Raw genomic sequence first — 22,169 nt, forward strand, 5'->3', positions numbered from 1 at the left:
CCGGAACGGCGTGCGCGGGCGCGATCTGCCGGCAGGTTGTCGCGCCGGCGTGACCGGCGCCGTTCGTTCACCTGCCGCTTCGAAAATCGCCCTGCCCCGTTTGCGCCGTCACGTGTCACCGGATCTCTACAGAGCGCCGCGTTTTCCGCCTGTTAAACACTTTTCCCATGCAGATGTCGCCACGCCCCAAATGCGTCCGTAACAATCGCGCCGCTGGCAGATCGACCGGACCGGGCGCCACGGACAACCGCACTGGTCCGCGCGATCGGAAAACGCCCCGCAACCCGGGATCTCAGCGCCCCCGGATGCGGGGATCAAGCGCGTCGCGCATGCCGTCACCCATGTAATTGATGGCCAGAACCGTGAGCGAAATCGCCAGGCCGGGCCAGAAGACCCGTTCCGGATACTCGGTCAGGTATTGTGTGGCATCGTTCAAGAGCCGCCCCCAGGTCGGGAAATCCGGCGGAAAGCCGAGGCCGAGGAACGACAGCGCGCTTTCGGTGATGATCGCGTTGGCGATCCCCAGCGTGGCCGAGACCATGATCGGCGACATCACGTTGGGCAGGATATGCCGGGTGATGAGGTTGAAATTCGTCGTCCCGATCGAACGAGCCGCAAGGATGAATTCGCGTTCCTTCAGCGCCAGCACGTCGCCGCGCACGATCCGCGCCGTGGGCATCCAGCTGGTTGCGCCGATGGCGACGACGATCAGGATGAAGATGCCCATCTCGGGGCCAAAGATCCCGTTCAGCGCCTCGCGGAACAAAAGCACCATCACCAGCAGCAGCGGCAGCAGCGGCAGCGACAGGAACAGGTCCGTCAGCCGCATCAGCGGCCCGTCGAGCCAGCGAAAGAACCCCGCCAGAACGCCGATCAGCGACCCGAGCAGCAGCGCCAGCAGCATCGCCGTCAGCCCCACGGAAATCGAGGTCTGGCCACCGGCCAGCATCCGCGCCAGCGTGTCGCGGCCAAGCTGATCGGTGCCGAAGGGATGCGCCAGGCTGGGGCCCTGATTGCGGGCGCGGATGTCGATGAAGGTGGCGTCGTAGGGCCACACATGCGGCCCGAGAAAGACCGCGACAATGATGAACAGCAGCACCAGCATCCCCGCGAGTGCGCCGCGATGCGTCTTGAACTGGTCCCAGACATCGCGCCAATGGCTGCGCGGCGGCGCGGTGGGGCCCGCCTCGGTCAAGGCCGCGATCGGTTTGGGATCTGGGGTCTCAGTCATAGCGGATCCTTGGATCGAGCACGCCGTAAAGCACGTCGGCGACGATGTTAAAAAGCACGATCAGCACGGCGATCATGAAGGTCACGGTCTGCACCATCGGCAGGTCGTTGGCCTGGATCGCGGTGATCAGAAGCTGGCCCAGCCCGTTCACCTTGAAGATCTGTTCGGTGATGATCGCGCCGCCGAAGATGTAAGGCACACCGAGCGCGATCACCGTCACCACCGGGATCATGGAATTGCGCAGCACGTGCACCATGACCACCGACCATTCCGACAGCCCCTTGGCGCGGGCGGTGCGCACGTAATCCTGGTTGAGATTGTCGAGCATCGAGGCCCGCATGAAACGGCTGATCTGCGCCGTGGTCTGCAGCGCCAGCACCATCACCGGCATCACCATCTGCAGGACCTGCTGCCTGAACGTGTCCCAGTCGACCACCTCCAGCGTGGTGTCGTAGATCGACGGGAACCAGTCGAGCTGCACCGAGAAGATGACGATCACCAGCACGCCCGAGAAAAACGGTGGCACCGAATAGCCCACCATGGTGACAAAGGTCCCGGCCTGGTCGAAGACCGAATATTGCCGGTAGGCCGAATAGATGCCGATGGGCAGGGCGATCAGGATGCCCACCACGTAGGACATGGCCACCACCCACAGCGTCTGCGGCATGCGCTGCACGATCACGTCCATCACCGGCGACCGGAATTGCCAGCTGAGCACGCGCTGCTGGCCCTCGGCCAGCGCGGTGCCGAACAGATGGTCGATCAGGATCATCGGCTCGACCACGAAGAACTGCCACATCCACTTGCCGAAGCGGACATGCGTCGGCTCGCCAAGGCCGAGGGACTGGCGCATCAGTTCCTTGACGTCGGGCGGCACGGTCAGGGGAACCTGCGCCATCGGATCGCCGGGGGCAAGCTCCAGCAGCAGGAAGATCACGAGGCTGATGAACAGCAGCGTGGGTATCGACAGGACAAGCCGTCGTATCGTGAAGGTCAGCATGCGCGGCGCCTTTGCTGGGTCGTGATGACAAAACGGGGTCGGGCCATGGCCCGACCCCTATCCGGAGCGCCCCCGGATCATTCTTCGATGCGGTACCAGTCGGCGGCGTTCCACATCTCGGTGTCCCAGACATTCAGGACCACGCCGCCCAGGGTGTTGGATTTCGCCGAAACCCGACCACGATGGACCAGCGGAATGATCACGTTGTCATCGCGGGTGATCATGTTGTTGAGCTTGATGGCGATCTCGGCGCGCTTCGACAATTCCGCCGTGCGGCCCAGCTCGCGGACCAGCGCGTCGTACTCCTCGTCGCAATAGCGGTTGATGTTCTCGCCCTGCCACTGCGTTTCGGGCCGCGGGGCCTTGTCGCAGGTGCGCGAGGCGAGGTAGTTCTGCGGATCGGTGCCGTCGAAGAGGTTGGCGTACATCTCGACATCCGCATAGAACTTCTGGAAGGTGTCAGGGCTGCCCGGATCGCCGCCGAAGAACACGCTGCCCGAGATGTTGCGCAGCTCGGTCTCGACGCCGATCTGGTCCCACCACTGCTTGATCAGCGCCTGGAAATCCTGGCGCACGGCGTTGGTCGAGGTCTGGAACAGCAGCGACAACTCGACCCCGTCCTTGTCGCGCACGCCGTCGCCGTCGCTGTCGGTCCAGCCGGCCTCGTCCAGCAGCGCGTTGGCCCCCTCGATGTCCTGACCGATGCAGTCGGTGTTGTCGGACGCATAGACATCCGGCCCCGGCACCCAGTTGCAGGTCGCACGGCCGGCTTGACCATAGCCGATCTCGGTCAGCAATTCACGGTCAAGGGCCATCGACAGCGCCTTGCGCACCGCCGGATCTGTCAGGAACGGGTGCGGGTGCGCCCTGGTCGCGCGCTCGCCCTCGGGCAGATCGGGCGACGGATCGGTCAGGTTCACCTCGATCCGCTCGACCAGCGTGCCGAAGGCCGACATCGCCTCGCCCTCGCCGGCCTCTTCCATCCGGGCAATCACGTCGGGGGCAAGCTGCAGGTTCCAGGCATAGTCGTATTCGCCGGTTTCCAGCACCGCGCGACCGGCGGAATTGGCATCGCCGCCGCCCTTGAAGGTCATCGTGGCGAAGGCGGGCTTCTCGGGGTCGCGGTAATTGGGATTGGCCGACAGCGAGATCACGTCATTGGGTCGGAACTCGTCCACCTTGAAGGGGCCGGTACCGATGGGATAGAAGTTCTCGTCGGCGCATTGCGAGGCGCGGGCGCCGGTGCACTCGGCGAACTGATCGGCCTGGATGATCGGCGACTGCCCGCCCACGAAGGGGCCGTAGGGGTTGGGTGTCGGCTGAGAGAACGTGACCTGAACGGTCAGATCGTCGATCACCTCGACCGACTCCACGCCCTCGAACTTGGCAAGCTGCGCGCAGCCGCCCTCAGGGTCCATGCAGTAATCGGCGGTGAACTTGACATCCTCGGCGGTGAACGGCGAGCCGTCGGACCATTGCAGGTCGGGCTTGATCGACCATGTGATCGTGGTGAGATCCTCGGACACGCCGCCGTTTTCCACGGTCGGGATCTCGGTCGCGAGGTAGGGCACCCGCTCGCCCTTCTCGTTGTAGCGCGCCAGAGGTTCGAGCACGAGGCTCGCCGCCTCGACCTCTTTCGTGCCGCCCGACAGGTACGGGGTCATGATCGACGGCGCCTGCCAGTAGATCACGTTCACGTGGCCGTCAGAGCCGCGCTCGGCCTGTGCGGTCTGTGCCATCAGGGCGACGCTTGACGCCGCGGTCGCCCCAAGCAGCAGGGATTTCAAGGTCATGGAATTTCGGTCCTCCAGTGTTGGACAGCTCTGGGTCGGCCATCTCTCGTCTGATTTTGCCGGGTGCGGCCCGGTCATGTTTCCACGCGGATGCGATCCCGCCGGCCTGACGCCCCGGCCCGCACTCCGCGTGGTTGCCAACTCAGACCGGATTTCGATCAAAACGCAAGGGGCGTATTTGATGTTTTCGAAAATCCCGCAGGATCGGCGGGCACGGTTTGACATCGCACGCGCAAACTGCGTAGCGTTTCGCCACTGCGCTTCACGGATGAGAAAAGGCCACCCTGCATGCTGGACACGCCGATTGCCCGGATCGAGAACCTCCGGGTCGAGTTCGAGACCAAGGACGGCACCGTGGTCGGGGTTGAGGATGTCTCGTTCGAGATCAACGCGGGCGAGACGGTCTGCATCGTCGGAGAATCCGGATCGGGCAAGTCGGTCTCGTCGCTGTCGCTGATGCGTCTGATCGACTACGGGGGCGGCACCATCTCCGGCGGGCGCATGATGTTCGACCGCAAGGGCGGCGGCGAGGTGGATCTGGCACAGACCGATCAAAGCCTGATGCGCACGATCCGCGGCAACGAGATCGGCATGATCTTCCAGGAGCCGATGACGGCGCTCAACCCGGTGTTCACCGTGGGTCGCCAATTGACCGAAGGATTGCAGGTACATCGCGGCATGGACCGCAAGCAGGCCCGTGCCCGCGCGCTGGAGCTGCTGCGCGAGGTCCGCATCCCCGAACCCGAGCGTCGGCTGGACCAGTACCCGCACGAGTTGTCGGGCGGCATGCGCCAGCGCGTGGTGATCGCCATGGCGCTGGCCTGCAAGCCGCGCCTGCTGATCGCCGACGAGCCGACGACAGCACTCGATGTCACGATCCAGGCCGAGATCCTCGCGCTGATCGACCGGCTCAAGCGCGAGACGGGCACGGCGGTGGTGTTCATCACCCATGACATGGCCGTCGTCGCGCAGGTCGCCGACCGGGTCGTGGTGATGTTCCGCGGCAACAAGGTAGAGGAAGGGCCGGTCGAACAGATCTTCGAGGCGCCGACGCATGACTACACCCGCGCGCTGCTGGCCGCGGTGCCCAAGCTGGGCGAGATGCGCGGCAAGGCGTATCCCGAACCGATGCGCCTGCTGGGATCGGACGCGCACGAGATCGTGCCGATCAAGGGCCATGACGAGAGGTTGCTGCATGTCAGTGGCCTGACGACGCGGTTCCCGGTCAAGGGCGGATTCCTGCGGCGCACCGTGGCGAATGTCCATGCCGTCGAGGATCTGACCTTCGATCTCGACCGCGGGCGCACGCTTAGCCTTGTCGGCGAGTCGGGATGCGGCAAATCCACCGCCGGACGCTCGATCCTGCGGCTGGTCGAGCCGATGGCAGGCCATGTAGAGCTGGGGGGCACCGACATCATGGCCCTGAAGGGGCGCGATCTGCGCCGCGCGCGAGTCGACATGCAGATGATCTTCCAGGACCCGTTCGCCTCGCTCAACCCGCAGATGAAGCTGGCCGACCAGGTATCGGAACCGATGCGCAATTACGGGCTTGCCACCAAGTCCGAGATGGAGGACCGCGTGGCGATGCTGTTCGACCGGGTGGAATTGCCGCGCTCTTTCCTGCGGCGCTTTCCGCACGAGCTGTCGGGCGGCCAACGGCAGCGCGTGGCGATCGCCCGCGCGCTTGCGCTGAACCCCAAGCTGATCGTGGCCGACGAGGCCGTCAGCGCGCTGGACGTCAGCGTGCAGGCGCAGGTGCTGAACCTGATGATGGAATTGCAGGCCGATCTGGGGCTCAGCTACCTGTTCATCAGCCACGACATGGCCGTGGTCGAACGTGTCAGCCACGATGTCGGAGTGATGTATCTGGGCCGGATCGTCGAGCGCGGGCCGCGCGCGGCAGTGTTCGAGAACCCGCAGCACCCCTATACGCAGGCCCTGCTACGCGCGGTGCCGATCGCCGATCCGCGCCGGCGCAAGGCCGAGAAGGATCTCGATTTCAAGCCGATCCCGTCGCCCATCCACCCGGTCGATTACGAACCCGAGCCGCCGGTCTACAAAGAGGTGGACCCCGGACATTTCGTGCTGACATCAGAAAGCGGATACTGACCATGGCCGACAGACTGACCCCGTTCGAGATCATGACCCGCCTTGTCGGCTTTCCGACGGTCAGCCGGGACAGCAATCTGCCGCTGGTCGATTGGGTCGAGGCGTACCTCGCCAGCCACGGCATCACCGCGCATCGCCATTACGACGACACCGGCGAGAAGGCCGCGCTCTACGCGCATGTCGGACCGGAGCAGCCGGGCGGCGTTGTGCTGTCGGGGCATACGGATGTGGTGCCGGTCGACGGGCAACCCTGGGCCTCCGACCCGTTCACCGTGACAGAGCGCGACGGCAAGTATTTCGGGCGCGGCTGCGTGGACATGAAGGGCTTTGACGCCCTCGCCATCTGGGCGCTGGTCGAGGCGCATCATGCCGGCGTGGCACGGCCCCTGCAACTGGCGCTCAGCTACGACGAAGAGGTGGGCTGCATCGGCGCACCGCCAATGATCGAGCAAATGCTGGCCTATCTGCCGAAGGCTGATCTGGCGATCATCGGCGAGCCGTCGATGATGCAGACGGTCACCGGGCAGAAGGGTGGGCTGGGATACGACGTGCGCGTCACCGGCTTCGAGGTCCACAGCTCGATGATGCATCGCGGCGTCAACGCGATCATGGCGGCGGCCCCTCTGATCGACTGGGCCAACATGCGCAACGCCGAAAACCGGGCGCGCACCCCGTCCGAAATCGCCTCGGGGTTCGAGCCGCCCTGGACGACGCTGCATGTCGGCATGATCTCTGGCGGCACCGCGCATAACATCACCGCCAAGGAATGCCGCTTCGGCATGGATTTCCGCGTCGTGCCCGGCGAGAACCCCGACGACTGGGGCGCACGGTTCAAGGCCCGCGTGACCGAGGCCGAGGCCGACATGCAGGCGGTCCATCCCGATACACGGATCGACGTCACGCCGAAATTCACCGTACCGGGCCTGCAGCCCGAAACCGACGGGGCGGCCGAGGCGCTGGTGCGGCAGATCACGGGGGACAATGGCAACCACATGGTCAGCTACGGCACCGAGGCCGGGCAGTTCCAGAAACGCGGCTACTCGGCGGTGATCTGCGGTCCCGGCGATATCGCGCAGGCCCACCAGCCGGACGAGTACATCACCGTCGCGCAGTTCGAGGCCGGCCATGACTTCATGCGCCGGCTTGTTGACAGGCTTCGGGCCGCGTAACGGCTGCGCAGATCGCCGGGGACACGCCCCGGCCCCGCCGGGAATGACACGACCATGAGTGACACCCGCCCTGCCGATCCGGTGCTGCCCGACGACGCCGTGGCGATGGTGGCGCTGGATGTGGCCCGACGCACAGGCGTGCTGGACGCCCTTTTCGAGGGGCCGGTGCCCGCCGACAGGCTTGGCCCGCTCTTGTCTCACCTGCTGGTCGAGGGCGGCATCGCGCAGCCTGATACGGCGGGCCACATCGCGCTGACGCCCCAGTTCCGCGCCGCATGGTTGGATGCCCGCGACGACCTTGACGCGCGGCTGGCGTTCCAGCGGCGCGCACTGGCCGACCTTGTCACCCGTCTCGAGGCGCTGTGTTACGATGTGCCGGCGTTCATGTCCGGATCGGCCACCTTCGGCCTGTTCCGCTACGACCGCGCGATGACCGAAGCCCCAGACGACCTTGCCCATACCCGGCACTGGGTCGGCTATGTCGAGGCGCTCAGCCGTCACGAGGCACCGGCGCTGGTGCCGCTCGTCGATCTGGCGGGGGCCGACCGGATGCTCGAGATCGGCGGCAATACCGGCGTGATGGCCGAGGCGCTGCTGGCGGCCTGGCCGGGGCTGCAGGCCGTGGTCATGGACCTGCCAGCGGTCTGCGCGATGGGACGGGCGCGGGCGGGCGACGTGCCGGGCCTCAGCTTCGTGGCGGGTGATATGCGCAAGGTCGACTGGCGCGACGCGGCCGGTCCGGTGGATGCGGTTCTGTTCAAGTCGGTCCTGCACGACTGGCCCGACGCCGACGCGCTGGACCTGCTGGACCGGGCGGTGGCGGCGGTGCCGCCCGGCGGGCGCGTGATCGTGGCAGAGCGCGGCCCCGTGGCCGCAGAGGTCGGACAGGGTCTGCGCGCGGGCGACGCGGCGAACATCGTGTTCGCACCGTTCTTCCGCGACCCCGCCTTTTACGAGGCCGCGCTGTCCCGGCGCGGCTGCACGGTGACGCGGACGGATCTGCGGCTGGACATGGCATGGCACATCGTCACCGCGGTGACGGCATGACCGGCCCGGTCCTTGGCATTTCCGGCCCGCCGGGATCGGGCAAGTCGACGCTGGCCGCGGGGCTGGCCGACACCTTGCGCGCCACACGCGTCACTTTCGACACGTTCGAGACGATGACGCGCCGTCCGCCGGAGGTGGTGCGCGCCTGGGTCGCCCGTGGCGCGCCGCTGGCCGAGGTGACGGCGCCCGGCTTTGCCGAGGCGGTCGCCGCGGCACGGGCAAGGGGCGGCCCGGTCGTGGTCGAGGCCCCGCTGGGCCGGGCCTGGCCGCCGACGGCCGGGATGTTCGACTGGTGTGCGTGGATCGACTGCCCGTGGGACATCGCGCTGGCCCGCAAGGCGGCGGTGCTGCTGGCCCATCCGGGACCGGCCGAGGGGCGGCTCGCGGCCCTGTCGGCGTTCATGACCGCCTATCCACAGCTTGCGCGGCCCGCGCTGGCGGCACAACAGGCCGCTCTGCCCGCGCTTTGCGATACGGTACTGGATGGCACTGCGCCGGCCCGCGACGTTCTCGACGCCGCACGCGCCGACCTGCAGCGCGCGCAGCGTCGCTGACGCGGCCCGATCTCAGGCGGGGTTTGCTGCCGACCCCGCCAGTTCCGGAAGCGCGGCGGCCAGAACGTCCAGCCCGCATAGCAGATCAGCCTCGCCGGTATCCTCGGCAAAGGCATGGCTGATGCCGTTGATCGAGGGGACGAACATCATCGCGGCGGGCATCAGGGCGGCCACATTGCTGGCATCGTGCAATGCCCCTGACGGCATCTCGCGCCAGCCATCCGGGGCGACCGTCTGCGCCGCCCGCACGATCGCGGATCGCAGGTCGGCATCCATTGTCACCGGCTCCAGCCCCAGCATTTCCGAGAAGGAAAGACGCATCCCCATCGTATCCGCCACCTCGGTCGCGGTCTCGCGGATCACGGTCTCCATCTTCTTCAGGCGATCGGCATCGCCATCACGCCATTGCATCGAGAACACGACCTTTCCCGGCACGATGGAATGCGCGCCCGGCAGGACGCTGACCTCGCCGATCGTCCAGACGGATTGCGGCGTGACCACGTTGCGCAACCTGTCGTTCAGGGCGGTATTGAAGTTCGAGAGCGCCTGGAACGCGTCACGGCGCCGGTGCATCGGCGTCGTGCCCGCGTGGTTTTGCGCGCCCTCGAAGGTCACGCGCATGTCGCGGATTCCCACGATCCCGGTGACCGCGCCGATGGATTGCCGCGCCTCGTCCAGCCACGGCCCCTGTTCGATATGGGTCTCGACAAACCCGGTGAACCGCGCCGGATCTACGAAATCCTCGGCGAGGTGCGCCATCGCCGCACGCGCATCGGCAAAGCTGACGCCGGTGCTGTCGGTCAGCGTGTCGGCGTGGTCCAGCGACAGGCGTCCGGACCAGATCTTGCTGCCCGTCGTGACGCCGAAACGGCCTTCCTCGTCCTGGAAATTGACCACCGAGACGGGCGGTCCGCCGGCCTCGCGGGCGGCGCGGGCCAGTTCCAGCCCCATGACGACCCCGAGCGCCCCGTCGAGCCATCCGCCCTCGGGCTGGCTGTCGCTATGCGAACCGATCAACAGGGATCTGCCCTCGGCCAGCCCCCACAGGCTGCCCACCGGATCGAACCGGACGTCGAGCCCGGCTTCGCGCATACGCCCCGCCAGCCACTCGCGCGCGGCGATATCGGCCTGCGAATAGGCCGGACGCACGACGCCCTTCCCGACGCCGGACGCCCCGAACGCACGCAGATCGTGCAAATCCTTCAGAAACCGCTCACCATTCACCTGCATTCTGCATCCTTTCCGAAACCTGTCGCGGTTAAACCGGAAAATGCCCGGAAGGCCAATGGGGGCAGTTGCCAATCATCGTTCGGACGGGCCGCAATGGCCCGCCGACGACGGCGCCGGTGCGCAGAAAAGACGACCACCAAACAGGCCCCGACGATCCGCATGATGGCGGGGCGCTTGATCGGCGGCAGGTACAACCCGCGCGGGCCCCTGCCCCGTTACGGGGCAGGGTCGGGTCACTCCGCCGGGATGGCGTCCGGCTCCATCCCCAGCGGGTGCGACAGCTTGTCAAGCATCTCCTTGGGGCAAAACTGCACGAAACGGGTCTTTTCGCGATCCCAATCCTGCAGGATCTCGGCCGCGCGGCGCGAGTCGGTCTCTGCCAGATGCCGTTCTATCAGGCCCTTCAGCTCGGCCTCCCAATGCGGCTCTGTCACCGGGCAACTGACCAGCGTCTCGCCGTTGACCAGCGTTTCCGCGCGGTTGTCGGGATCGTAGACATAGGCCATGCCGCCGGTCATGCCCGCGCCGAAATTCGCGCCGATCTCGCCAAGGATGACCGCCACACCGCCGGTCATGTATTCGCAGCCGTTGGAGCCGCAGCCCTCGATCACCACATGCGCGCCGGAATTGCGCACCGCGAACCGCTCGCCTGCGCGCCCGGCCGCAAAGAGATAGCCGGCGGTCGCGCCATACAGCACCGTGTTGCCGATGATCGTGTTGTCGGCGGCCACCAGCGGGCTGGCCATCGGCGGGCGCACCACGATGGTGGCCCCCGACAGCCCCTTGCCGACGTAGTCGTTGGCGTCACCCGCCACTTCGAGCTTCAGCCCCGGCGCCGCAAACGCACCCAGACTTTGCCCGGCGCTGCCCTTCAGCTTCACCGTCAGGTGATCGGGTTGCAGGCTGTTATGCATCCCGAAACGCCGGACGATATGCGAGGACACACGCGTGCCGACGGACCGGTCGGTGTTCTGCACCGCATAATGCAACTGCATCTTTTCGCCATCCTCGAGGAACCGGGCGGCGTCGCGCACGATCTCGGCGTCCAGCGTGTCGGGCACCTCGTTGCGCGGACGGTTGCGGTCGTACCGGATGTCCTTGGCACCGTCGATGGTGATCAGCATCGGGTTGAGATCCAGATCATCGAGATGCGCCGAACCGCGTGACACCTGCGTCAGCAGATCCGACCGCCCGATCACCTCGTCGAGGCTGCGCGCGCCGATGCTGGCCAGCACCTCGCGCACCTCCTGGGCGTAGAAGGTGATCAGGTTGACGACCTTGTCGGCATTGCCGGTGAACTTGGCGCGCAGGTCTTCATCCTGCGTGCAGACGCCCACGGGGCAGGTGTTCGACTGGCACTGGCGCACCATGATGCAGCCCATGGAAATCAGCGCGGCGGTGCCGATGCCATATTCCTCGGCCCCCATCATCGCGGCCATGACGATATCGCGCCCGGTGCGCAGGCCGCCATCGGTGCGCAGCGTCACCCGCTCGCGCAGCTTGTTCATCGACAGCACCTGATGCGCCTCGGTGATGCCCATCTCCCAGGGCAGGCCGGCATACTTGATCGACGTGGCGGGCGACGCCCCGGTGCCGCCGTTGTGACCCGAGATCAGGATCACGTCGGCCTTGGCCTTGGCCACGCCGGCGGCGATCGTGCCGACACCCGATTGCGCCACCAGCTTGACGGTGACCTTCACCGTCGGGTTGATCTGCTTGAGGTCGTAGATCAGCTGCGCCAGATCCTCGATCGAGTAGATGTCGTGGTGCGGCGGGGGCGAGATCAGCGCGACGCCCGGCGTCGCATGCCGCAGCCGCGCAATCAGCTCGGTCACCTTCATGCCGGGGATCTGCCCGCCCTCGCCGGGCTTTGCGCCCTGGGCGACCTTGATCTCCAGCTCTTCGCAATGGTTGAGGTATTCTGCCGTCACGCCGAACCGCCCCGATGCCACCTGCTTGATCTTGGCGCTTGGATTGTCGCCATTGGGCTCGGGATGGAAATGCGCCGGGTCCTCGCCGCCCTCACCCGAATCCGAGCGCGCGCCGATTCGGTTCATCGCCACGTTCAGGGTCTTGTGCGCCTCGGGGGACAGGGCGCCGAGGCTCATCCCCGGCGTCACGAAGCGTTTGCGGATCGCGGTCACGCTTTCGACCTCGTCGAGCGGAACCTCGTCGCCCATGGCCTTGATCGCCATCAGGTCGCGCAGGTGAATGGGCGGGGCGGCCTGCATCGCCGCCGAATACCGCTTCCACAACTCGTAGCTCGACCGGTCGCAGGCCATCTGCATCATGTGCATCACCTGGGCGCCCCAGGCATGCGTCTCGCCCGACTTGCGGGCCTTGTAAAAGCCGCCGATGGGCAGCACGTCGCTGCCCCCCTTGAAGGCGCGGCCGTGCACCTCTTCCAGCTTGGCCTGGATGCCGCTTACCCCGATGCCGCTGATCCGGCTGGTCAGGCCGGGGAAATACTCGGCGCACATCGCACGGCTGAGGCCGACCGCCTCGAAGTTGAGCCCGCCGCGATAGGACGAGATGACCGAGATTCCCATCTTCGACATGATCTTGAGAATGCCAAGGTCGATCGCCGCACGATAGCGCGCCACGGCCTCTGTCAGGGTGCCGTCGATCAGGCCGCGCGCGATGCGGTCGTTGATGCTGTCCTCGGCAAGGTAGGCGTTGACGACCGTCGCCCCCGCGCCGATCAGCACGGCGAAATAGTGCGGGTCGATGCATTCGGCAGACCGCACGTTGAGACTGCAGAAGGTACGCAGACCCTTGCGCGTCAGATGGCTGTGCACCGCAGACGTGGCCAGGATCATCGGCATGCCGATGCGCTCTGGGCCCTGATGCTGGTCGGTCAGCACGATATGCCCGGTCCCCGACCGCACGGCATCCTCGGCCTCGGCGCGGATACGCTCCAGCCCGTCACGCAGGGCATTGGGACCGGCGGCAAAGCTGCAATCGATCTCGGTCACGTCGACGTTGAACTGCCGGACCAGCCCATCCCATTGCGCATTGCCGACGAACGGGCTTTCCAGCACCAGGATTTCGGTCTGCGCGCTGCTTTCGTCCAGCACGTTCTTGAGGTTGCCGAACCGGGTCTTGAGGCTCATCACCCGGAATTCCCGCAACGAATCAATCGCCGGATTGGTCACCTGGCTGAAATTCTGGCGGAAATAATGGCTGAGCGGGCGGTATTTGGTGGACAGGACCGCGCTTGGCGTGTCGTCGCCCATGCTGCCGATCGCCTCCTTGCCGTCCTCGGCCATGGGGGCAAGGATCGATTCGATCTCTTCCATCGTGTAGCCGGCGGCGATCTGGCGCTTGCGCAACTCCGCGCCGGTATGCAGCGGCGTCTCGGTCAGGGCGGCAAGCGTGCCGTCAAGCTCGGTGATCTTGCCCACCCAGTCGCCGAAGGGCTGCGCATGCGCCAGCGTGTCCTTGATCTCGGCATCGTGGTACAACTTGCCCTCGACCATATCCACGGCTAGCATCTGGCCGGGGCCAAGCGCGCCCTTTTCCTTGACGGTTCGTTCGTCGATCGGGACCATTCCGGCCTCACTGCCCGCGATCACCAGCCCGTCGCCGGTGACCACGTAGCGCATCGGGCGCAACCCGTTGCGATCCAGCCCGGCGCAGACCCAACGACCATCGGTCATCGCCAGCGCGGCGGGGCCGTCCCACGGCTCCATCACCGAGTTGCAGTAGGAATACATGTCGCGCCACGCGACGGGCAGTTCCTCGCGCTGCTTGGACCACGATTCAGGCACCAGCATGGTCTTGGCCATCGGCGCGTTGCGGCCCGCGCGCACGAGCACCTCGAACACCGCGTCCAGCGCGGCACTGTCGCTGGACCCTTGCGGGATGATCGGCTTTATATCCTCGGCCCGGTCCCCGAAGGCGCTGCTGGCCATGCGGATCTCGTGGCTCTTCATCCAGTTGGTGTTGCCCTTGAGCGTGTTGATCTCGCCATTATGCGCCAGCATGCGAAACGGTTGCGCCAGCCACCATTGCGGGAAGGTGTTGGTCGAATAGCGCTGGTGATAGATCGCGAAGGCGCTGATGAACCGCTCGTCCTGAAGGTCGGGATAGAACTCCGCCACCTGCTCGGCCAGCATCATGCCCTTGTAGATGATGCTGCGGCACGACAGGCTGGCGATGTAGAATTGCGTGATGCCGTCCTCCATCACCGCCTTTTCGATGCGGCGGCGGATCACGTAGAGTTCACGCTCGAAGCTTTCCTCGTCCAGCCCCTTGTTGTCCGAGATCATGATCTGCTCGATCTCGGGGCGGGTGGCGTTGGCCTTCTCGCCCAGACAGGTGATCTCCACCGGCACATGCCGCCAGCCGTAGATCTTGTGACCCATGCGGATCACCTCGGTCTCGACGATGGTGCGGCACGTTTCCTGCGCGCCGAAATTCGTGCGTGGCAGAAAGACCTGCCCGACCGCGACGAGACGATCCTCGTTGGGTTCGTGGCCGGTGCGCCGGATCTGGTCGTAGATGAACGGCACCGGGATCTGCACGTGGATGCCCGCACCGTCGCCGGTCTTGCCGTCGGCATCGACCGCGCCGCGGTGCCAGATCGCCTTGAGCGCGTCTATCCCCGCCTCGACCACCTTCCGCGAGGGCTTGCCATCGACGGACACGACAAGGCCGACCCCGCACGAGGCGTGCTCTTCCTCATGCGCGTACATGCCGTGATCGGCCACCCAGTTGCGTTTCGCCTCTTCCCGCGCGGCCCAGTCCTGACCGAATTCATCCTGATGAAAATTCGTCATCGGTGTTCACCCTTCCTTCATCCGGTGTGTCAGGCGTCCTGCCTTACCCGTCTGTTTCATCGAAGCCGCGCCCGGCGACCGCCACCAAGCCGATCGCGCAGGCAACGCGCACGCACGTTCGCCTTCACGTGGCCCGCGTAGCACGCATGTCTACTCGGCCGCGATGGCTTGCGCGCCGTTCAGATACTCAAGAACGGCGCTGGCGGAATCGCGCCCGTCGCGGATCGCCCAGACCACAAGGCTGGCACCGCGCACGATGTCGCCCACGGCGAAAACCCCCTCCAGGCCGGTCTGCCCGGTGGTGAAATCGGCCTTGATCGTACCCCAGCGGGTCACGGCCAGATCCTTTTGATTCCAGAGGGCTGGCAAATCTTCGGGTTCGAACCCGAGGGCCTTTATCACGAGATCGGCGGGCGCATCCTCGACGGCGCCCTCGATGGGTTCGGGGCTTTGCCGCCCCGTCGCATCCGGTGCCCCCAGTCGCATCTTCTGCACCCGGACCGCCGTCACGGGATCGCCCGCAAAGCCCACCGGCGCGCTGAGCCATTCGAAAACGACGCCCTCCTCCTCGGCATTGGCAACCTCGCGCAGGCTGCCGGGCATGTTGTCGCGGTCTCGCCGGTAGAGGCAGGTCACGGATTTGGCGCCCTGGCGCATCGCGGTGCGCACACAATCCATGGCGGTGTCGCCACCGCCGACGACAACCACGCGCTTGTCCTTGGCGTTCAGCTCGCCGCTGTCGAACTCCGGCACGTGATCGCCAAAGCCGACCCGGTTGCTCGCCGTCAGAAAGTCGATGGCCCGCACGATCCCGTCCGCCCCGACGCCCGGCCCTGTCAGATCACGGCTTTTATAGACACCGGTCGCGATCATGACAGCGTTGTGCTTGCCGCGAATTTCCTCGAACGTGATGTCCTTTCCGACATCGCAGTTCAGCACGAACTCCACGCCGCCCTGCGCCAGTTGATCGACGCGGCGCATGACGACATCCTTCTCCAGCTTGAAACCGGGGATGCCATAGGTCATCAAACCGCCGCCGCGGTCATAGCGGTCGTAGACGGTGACCTGTACGCCCTCGCGGCGCAGCACGTCCGCGGCGGCCAGACCGCCCGGCCCGGCGCCGATGATGCCAACCGACTCGCCACGTTCCATGGCCGGGGCGATGGGTTCGACCCAGCCTTCCTCCCACGCCGTGTCGGTGATGTATTTCTCGACCGCCCCTATGGTGACGGTGCCGTGGCCGGCTTTCTCGATCACGCAATTGCCCTCACACAACCGGTCCTGCGGGCAGATCCGGCCGCAAATCTCGGGGAAGGTGTTGGTTTGCTGGCTCAGCTCGTAGGCTTCCTTCAACCGGCCCTCGGCGGTCAGCCGCAACCAGTCGGGAATGTTGTTGTGCAAGGGACAATGCGTCTGGCAATAGGGCACGCCGCACTGGCTGCACCGTCCGGCCTGCTCCTTGGCCTTCTCGTCGGCGAACTCTGCGTAGATTTCGTCAAAATCCTGACGCCGCGCCTCTGCCGTTCGTTTCTCCGGCATATCCCGCTCGACGGATACGAATTTGAGCATCGCTTGCTTGGCCACGACACGCCCTCCATTTTTCATTGGTACATGTTTTACGCCACCGCATCGGTGATTAAAAGTCATACCTTCTGACCTATATCCAAAAATCTTTCCCCACCGGGATGAAAATCGCAAAAAATCTCTCACTATTATGTCCGAATCGGTCCTATAATGGCATTTGCGGCGGAAACACAATGCGTTATAGCTGCCCTCGACCGAGGACAGGATCCCTGCATGACGCTTTTTCATATCTTCATCGTCGCCATCATACAGGGACTCACCGAATTCCTTCCGATCTCGTCCTCCGGGCACCTGATCCTTCTGCCGGGGCTGACCGGCATGGCCGATCAGGGTCTGGTGATCGACGTTGCCGTGCATGTCGGCAGTCTGTTCGCCGTGGTGCTGTATTTCTGGTCCGATGTCCGTCTTGCCATCGGCGGGCTGCCGCGCGCCCTTGTCGGTCGCGTGGATACGCCGGGGGCGCGCCTGGCCATGCTTTTGCTGGTCGCATCCGTCCCGGTGATCGCCCTTGGTCTGCTCCTCAAGCTGTCGGGGCTGCATGAGGGCTTGCGCTCGCTGACCGTCATCGGCTGGGCGACGATCATCTTCGGTCTGCTGCTCTACTGGTCCGATCAGGTCGGCCGACGTCAGAAATCAAGCACGGACTGGTGCCTGAGGGATGCGATGGTCGTCGGTGTCTGGCAGGCCATCGCGCTGATACCCGGCACGTCGCGCTCGGGCATCACGATCACCGGCGCACGGTTTCTTGGATATGACCGGCGTGACGCGGCACGCATCTCCATGCTGATGTCCGTGCCGACCATCACGGCAAGCGGCATCCTGCTGACCGGCGAGGCGGCGATGCAGGCCGACCTCGCACTTCTGCGAGACGGTGCCATCGCGGCCGCGTTCGCGTTCGTCGCGGCCTTGCTGGCATTGACGGTCATGATGCGGCTGCTGCAACGGGTTAGCTTCACGCCATACGTCATCTATCGGCTCGTGCTCGGGGTTGCCCTGCTGGGCATCGCCTACAGCTAGACGGCGTCAGCCCCGCAGGTTCCGCGCCGATTCCTTGATCGCGTCATATTGCCCGCCCGGACGAAACCGCCACAGATAATCCGGCAGCACCGCCTCTGGCGTGGTCGGCGTGATGCCCAGATCCGAGAACCCCTTGGCGCCATCGGACACGACATTGTCCACGCGCAGGCTGCGGACCTGGTCACGCGTGATCTGGGGCGGAATCAGGCCGAACGTCACCGTCTGGACCAACTCCATGCCCCACGCCATCGCGGCGGCGATCCCGAACGGAATGTTGACGATCAACCGGCGCCGCCGAATGATCGAAAGCATCATCCGCATCAAGTCCTTGAAGGTCGCGATCATGGGGCCGCCCAGCTCGTACACGCCGGGCGCGGCTGTCCCGTCGACCCCCATCTGGGCCGCATGCGCGAGGTCATCGACGTAGACGGGTTGGAACCGCGTGTCGCCGCCGACAACGGGCAGCACCGGCCCGAACCGGCTCATCGAGGCGAAACGATTGAAAAACATATCCTCCGGGCCGAAAACGACAGATGGACGCAAGATCACCGCCTGCGGAAAGTGCGACAGGATCCCGGCCTCGCCGGCGGCCTTGCTGCGCGCGTACTCGCTTGCCGATTCAGGATCCGCGCCAATGGCCGACAGGTGAACCAGCCGGCCCACGTCGGCGTCGGCCGCCAGTCGGGCGATCCGTGTCGCCCCCTCATCCTGCACCGCGCCAAAGTTGTTGCGCCCCTTGCGATCGAACGTGCCGACACAGTTCACCACGGCATCGGCACCGCGCAGTACCGCGCGCACACTGTCATCATCGCGGATATTGCAGAACACAGGTTCGACCTGCCCGACATTGCCGTAGGGCTTGACATGCATCGCCTCGTTGGGACGTCGCACGGCGACACGTACCCGCCAACCCGCATTGGCCATGCGGCGCACGATGTAGCGACCGACGAAACCCGATCCGCCGAAAATGGTGACAAGTCTGGACATGAAGGGCCTCCGGGCTGAACGCGATACCCCTTCACTATCGCTCCGGAGAGGCTTGGACAAGATGAATGGAACGCGCCAGCCGGTTTGGACAAAATCGCCGTTGACACCATCCCGCAGCGCATCTAAACGCGCCTCATCCACCTGCCCAGGTGGCGGAATGGTAGACGCGCTAGCTTCAGGTGCTAGTGTCCGTATGGACGTGGAGGTTCGAGTCCTCTCCTGGGCACCACCCCTTATCACAAAATGTTTGATGCCACGTACGTTGATCGCCTGACCCGCATGCAGGTTCGCTTGATCGGCCATTCTTTGTGTTGTGATGGGTCTTCGAACCCATCGTTACCAAGACGCGCGTTGACAAGATCCTACAGTCACAGCCTTCCTGCAGTCCGCTCGCGGCACCATCGGCTTGGCGCCGTGCGCGGACCATGCTGAGGCGCGTGATCTTCAGCAAAGGTGCGGGGTGCACCACCCGAGACCAAGGATGCAAAGGGCCAACGAAAAACCGGCACGGCCCGAGAGGGCTGGACGGCAGACGCATGGCAGTCTTGCGCGCGCGCCTGCTTTGGGTCCGAGACCGATGAAGCCGGGCAGAAAGTCATCCGCCCGGCTTCGCATTTTTTTACCTGCGTTTCGGCAATACTTGGATCAGTCGACCCCGTAGGTCCCCGTATCCAGTTTGTCGTAGATCTCGGTGCGGGCGAGGCCGGCCAGGGCGTCGACATCAGTGCGATCGACGTTTGCCAGAAGTGCATCCCAGCGATCCACAATGCGCTTGTAATCGGTCAGGATCTCTTCGGGATTTTCGACGCCGCGATTTCTCGCGTTCTCGATCAGGACCGCTTCATCGGCTTTCACAAATTCCGCCATAGCCTCGGTCAACGCCTGATCGGGCTTGAACACCTTCAGGCCGTCCTCGATTGCGGCGGAAACGGCCTTTTCGACGTCTTTTTCGAATTCAACGCGATGCTGGCCAAGATAATAGGCCATCTGGTCAAAGAGAACGGCGCGGTGTTCGGGGGGCAGGCCCTGCCAGAACGCCTTGTTATAGCCCCACTCGAATCCTGCGTAGTAGTTGCCCACGGCCAGCGTGTTCATATGCGTCACCACGTCCGAAAGCGAGAACGAATCGAGCGCGTCCGCGGCCGCCACCGCGCAATCGAGAGATCCCGTATCCAGCCCCGTGTACATCTCGCTTGACGGGATCGACACTGGCACGGCGCCCACGAATTCCGCGAAACGCGACCACGCGCCCCCTGCCATCCGCAGACGTTTGCCTTGGATATCCTCAAGCGTTTCAACGGGCGTGTTGCACATCATGACATATTCGGATGTCGAATAGCCGCCACCGAACACCATGCCGTTCTTGCGCCACTCCTCGAGCGCCGCAGGGTTGGTCAGGCCAAATTCGGTGGACGCAAAGGCCATCACCATCGGATCGGTGTTGTAGAAGGCCGCATTGCCGATGAGGTTCGCGACGGGAAGTTCCGCCGGTGTGTAGGTGCCCGCGTGATACGTGACCTGGGCCACGCCGTCGCGCACGCCTTGCAGCGATGCCGCCGGCGGCAGCAGCGAGCCACCCGAGAATACGGTGAAGGCCAGTTCGCCGTCGGTCGCCTCGGCCACGCGCTCGGCGAACTCGACATAGGGGCCGCGTACCATGGAATGACGCTCGGCAAAGAAGTGGTTGGCGTTCTGCGCGGCCGCGGCCGCGCCGAGTCCGCAGGCCGTCAGCGCCATAAGGGCCGTTTTCAAGGTCATGTCTTTGTCTCCTCCGGGTTGGGTGATGCCTCACTGCATCATGAGCGAGGGCAGGAACAGGCTGATCGCAGGAAATGCGATCAGCAAAACGAGCGTCACGAGATCCATCGCGATGAACCATGTGGTGCCCGAAATGATGTCACGCAGGCGCACCTCGCCCGACAGGGCGCTGTGCAGGACGTAAAGGTTCAGGCCGACCGGCGGCGTCACCAGTCCGACCTCGAGAAGCTTGATGCAGATGATCCCGAACCAGATCAGGTTGATGTCCGCAGCTTCGAGAACCGGCAGAAGGATCGGCAGGGTCAGCAAGATCAGTCCGATGGAATCGATCACCATGCCAAGCACGATGAAGAGCACCGAGATCATGAGGATGATGATGATCGGGTTGTCCGACACTGCCAGCATCATGTCCGTCAAGGACCGGGGCACGCCTGACAGCCCCATGAAACGGGTGAACATCACCGCGCCGATGGACAGAAAGAAGATCGAGGATGTGGCCAGCGTGGTCTGTCGGATGGCCTGCCGGAACGCTGTCCATGTCAGCGACCGGCGCAGGATCGCCACGCAGAGCGCCATGAAGGCGCCGACGGCTCCGGCTTCGGTCGGGGTGAAGAATCCGCCGAAGATGCCGCCAAGAACGCCCAGCACCAGAACCGGGAAGGGCCAGACTGACCAGATCAGCCCAAGCAGCTCCGCCCGGTCGATGCGCGTCTCGACGCGCGGGGCAAGGCCGGGGTTGAGCGTCGCGCGCGTGGTGATCATTGCCATGTAGATGAACGCCGACAGTATGCCGGGGATCAGTCCAGCCAGGAAAAGCTGGCCGATGGATTGCTCGGTGAAGATGCCGTAGAGTACCATAAGGATCGACGGGGGGATCAGCGATCCAAGCGTGCCCGACGCCGCGACCACACCCGTGGCAAGCGACGGGTGATAATTGGCGCGCAGCATTTCAGGCACCGCGATCTTCGACATCGCCGCCGTCGTGGCAATCGAGGATCCCGAGGCCGCCGCGAAAAGCCCGCAAGCCCCCACACTTGCAGAGGCGAGACCACCCGGCACGCGCGAAAGAAGCACGCGCAGCAGGTCGAATGCGCCGGCTGTCAGGCCGGTATTGGCCGCAACGAAGCCCATGAACAAGAACATCGGGATCGCGGTCAGCGACCAGTCCCCGATCAAGTTGAAGGGCATCGCGCTGACGATGCCAAGCGCGGCCTGCAGGTTGAGCATCACCGTGATGCCGACAAAAGACACCGCCATCAACGCGGTTCCAATGGACATGCGGAACGCCAGCAGGCCAAACAGCGTGCCGACGCCGATCCAGCCGATCATCAGGTTGCTCATGATGCTGTCTCATCTTTCGCGGCTTGGATGACGGGCAGCCCGCGCAGCGCCATGACCGCCCGGATCAGGGCAGCGATGCCGGCAAGACCGAAGCCGATGGGAAGGATCAGTCGCGACGGCCAGACGATGACCTCGCGTCCGCCCATGACGACCTCGCCGACCGAAATGGCGCGTATCGCATCGAGCCCCGTGCGCCATGTCATCACCGCCAGAATGGCGGCCGACGCAACACAGGTCAGCACCATCGAGACGCGTTGCAGCCACCCTGGAAAGTGGTTGAACAAAAGATCGACAGAGATCTGCTGGTCCTGCATCTCGACAAACGCCATGGGCAGCATGACAAGGAAAACCATGTAGTAATAAGAAGAGAACTCGATCGTTCCTTGTATCGGCGTATTCCAGATCAGCTTGAGCCCAACGTCGGCCACGATGTTGAGCATCATGGCGACCACGCCAAGCCCACCGATGAACATCAGTGTCGCGCAAAGCCTGTTGAACAGTGCAGACATTCGGTCTCCCTCCCGAGGCGGAGGCTGGATTTCATCCGGTCTCCGCACCCAAACAGTTT

At 64.9% G+C, this 22,169-nt stretch carries 15 protein-coding genes and 1 tRNA gene; 6 read left to right on the plus strand and 10 right to left on the minus strand.

From position 1 onward, the window contains the following. Positions 1-292: 292 nt before the first annotated feature. The 3 genes from ACROSR_RS07425 to ACROSR_RS07435 form a co-directional block, all read right to left on the minus strand. On the minus strand, positions 293-1,231 hold the full coding sequence (locus tag ACROSR_RS07425) for an ABC transporter permease (protein ID WP_432683609.1): 939 nt from the start codon (positions 1,229-1,231) through the stop codon (positions 293-295). Further along, positions 1,224-2,231 (minus strand): ABC transporter permease, encoded by a 1,008-nt coding sequence (locus tag ACROSR_RS07430; protein ID WP_432683611.1) that lies wholly within the window; start codon positions 2,229-2,231, stop codon positions 1,224-1,226. Before ACROSR_RS07430 ends, ACROSR_RS07425 begins: the two co-directional genes overlap by 8 nt. A gap of 77 nt (positions 2,232-2,308) precedes the next feature. Next, complete coding sequence (locus ACROSR_RS07435; RefSeq protein WP_432683613.1) at positions 2,309-4,024, minus strand: peptide ABC transporter substrate-binding protein; 1,716 nt, start codon at positions 4,022-4,024, stop codon at positions 2,309-2,311. Between the two features lie 288 nt (positions 4,025-4,312). On the opposite strand from ACROSR_RS07435, the gene ACROSR_RS07440 reads away from it, so the two are divergent. Genes ACROSR_RS07440 through ACROSR_RS07455 form a run of 4 tightly spaced genes read left to right on the plus strand, consistent with a single transcriptional unit; the run spans position 4,313 to position 8,903 of the window. Beyond that, entirely contained in the window at positions 4,313-6,133 is a 1,821-nt protein-coding gene (locus tag ACROSR_RS07440; protein WP_432683615.1) for an ABC transporter ATP-binding protein, read from the plus strand. Positions 6,134-6,135: 2 nt separating this feature from the next. Next, positions 6,136-7,302 (plus strand): acetylornithine deacetylase, encoded by a 1,167-nt coding sequence (argE, locus tag ACROSR_RS07445; protein ID WP_432683617.1) that lies wholly within the window; start codon positions 6,136-6,138, stop codon positions 7,300-7,302. 54 nt (positions 7,303-7,356) lie between these two features. Then, a complete protein-coding gene (locus ACROSR_RS07450; protein WP_432683619.1) occupies positions 7,357-8,349 on the plus strand; it encodes a methyltransferase in 993 nt (330 codons plus the stop codon). After that, positions 8,319-8,903, plus strand: a complete 585-nt coding sequence (locus ACROSR_RS07455; RefSeq protein WP_432683621.1) for a nucleoside/nucleotide kinase family protein — start codon at positions 8,319-8,321, stop codon at positions 8,901-8,903. Before ACROSR_RS07450 ends, ACROSR_RS07455 begins: the two co-directional genes overlap by 31 nt. 12 nt (positions 8,904-8,915) lie before the next feature. Here the strand turns inward: ACROSR_RS07455 and ACROSR_RS07460 are convergent, their stop codons facing one another. The 3 genes from ACROSR_RS07460 to ACROSR_RS07470 form a co-directional block, all read right to left on the minus strand. Next, positions 8,916-10,133 (minus strand): hydantoinase/carbamoylase family amidase, encoded by a 1,218-nt coding sequence (locus tag ACROSR_RS07460; RefSeq protein WP_432683623.1) that lies wholly within the window; start codon positions 10,131-10,133, stop codon positions 8,916-8,918. Between the two features lie 233 nt (positions 10,134-10,366). Then, a complete protein-coding gene (gltB, locus tag ACROSR_RS07465; protein WP_432683625.1) occupies positions 10,367-14,914 on the minus strand; it encodes a glutamate synthase large subunit in 4,548 nt (1,515 codons plus the stop codon). Positions 14,915-15,064: 150 nt separating this feature from the next. Continuing rightward, positions 15,065-16,483 (minus strand): NAD(P)-dependent oxidoreductase, encoded by a 1,419-nt coding sequence (locus ACROSR_RS07470; RefSeq protein ID WP_432683627.1) that lies wholly within the window; start codon positions 16,481-16,483, stop codon positions 15,065-15,067. Between the two features lie 228 nt (positions 16,484-16,711). On the opposite strand from ACROSR_RS07470, the gene ACROSR_RS07475 reads away from it, so the two are divergent. After that, a complete protein-coding gene (locus ACROSR_RS07475) occupies positions 16,712-17,515 on the plus strand; it encodes an undecaprenyl-diphosphate phosphatase (protein ID WP_432683629.1) in 804 nt (267 codons plus the stop codon). 6 nt (positions 17,516-17,521) lie between these two features. On the opposite strand, the gene ACROSR_RS07480 is transcribed toward ACROSR_RS07475, so the two are convergent. Further along, on the minus strand, positions 17,522-18,502 hold the full coding sequence (locus tag ACROSR_RS07480; RefSeq protein ID WP_432683631.1) for a complex I NDUFA9 subunit family protein: 981 nt from the start codon (positions 18,500-18,502) through the stop codon (positions 17,522-17,524). Positions 18,503-18,645: 143 nt separating this feature from the next. On the opposite strand from ACROSR_RS07480, the gene ACROSR_RS07485 reads away from it, so the two are divergent. After that, positions 18,646-18,731 (plus strand) — tRNA-Leu (locus ACROSR_RS07485). A gap of 416 nt (positions 18,732-19,147) precedes the next feature. Here the strand turns inward: ACROSR_RS07485 and ACROSR_RS07490 are convergent. From ACROSR_RS07490 to ACROSR_RS07500, 3 genes are read right to left on the minus strand one after another with little or no spacing between them, the layout of a single operon-like run. Next, entirely contained in the window at positions 19,148-20,260 is a 1,113-nt protein-coding gene (locus tag ACROSR_RS07490; RefSeq protein WP_432683633.1) for a C4-dicarboxylate TRAP transporter substrate-binding protein, read from the minus strand. Positions 20,261-20,290: 30 nt separating this feature from the next. Continuing rightward, positions 20,291-21,601 (minus strand): TRAP transporter large permease, encoded by a 1,311-nt coding sequence (locus tag ACROSR_RS07495; RefSeq protein ID WP_432683636.1) that lies wholly within the window; start codon positions 21,599-21,601, stop codon positions 20,291-20,293. Beyond that, entirely contained in the window at positions 21,598-22,110 is a 513-nt protein-coding gene (locus ACROSR_RS07500) for a TRAP transporter small permease (RefSeq protein WP_432683638.1), read from the minus strand. Before ACROSR_RS07500 ends, ACROSR_RS07495 begins: the two co-directional genes overlap by 4 nt. Between the last annotated feature and the right edge of the window lie 59 nt (positions 22,111-22,169).

It is taken from the genome of Roseovarius tibetensis, assembly GCF_050896375.1.
Lineage (GTDB): Bacteria > Pseudomonadota > Alphaproteobacteria > Rhodobacterales > Rhodobacteraceae > Roseovarius > Roseovarius tibetensis.